Raw genomic sequence first — 294 nt, 5'->3', positions numbered from 1 at the left:
GAGGTGCGCCGTTTGCTGCACGGCCTGGGCCTGGCGGCGCTTCTTGAGGAAGGCCTTAGCCTTGGACGTGCGGGCCGCCGCATGCTGGCAGCCGAGGCCCAGGTCGATAAAGAAGCGCGGGCGAATGTAGATGGTGATGCGGCAGATCCAGCGCTTACCGTTGCGGTAAATACGCTTGATCTTGCGCAGGGGGTACTTGGCGGCTTCCAGGGCCTTGAGCAGCCGGCAGAAGCGCGTCGGGCTGATGCCGGCGTCCTCGGCCATGCCATTCTGCCGATTCAGGCGGAACTGGCC

General features: G+C 65.3%; 1 pseudogene. It reads right to left on the bottom strand.

Annotated features, from left to right (window positions below):
* A pseudogene (locus tag QMX84_RS26365) lies at positions 1 to 294 on the bottom strand (hypothetical protein); the annotation flags it as partial.

This window comes from Pseudomonas sp. PS01297, from assembly GCF_029959305.1.
In the GTDB taxonomy this organism is placed as follows: domain Bacteria; phylum Pseudomonadota; class Gammaproteobacteria; order Pseudomonadales; family Pseudomonadaceae; genus Aquipseudomonas; species Aquipseudomonas helleri.
The sequence above is the reverse complement of the archived record's forward strand: the minus strand, read 5'-3'. Positions and strand labels throughout refer to the sequence as shown.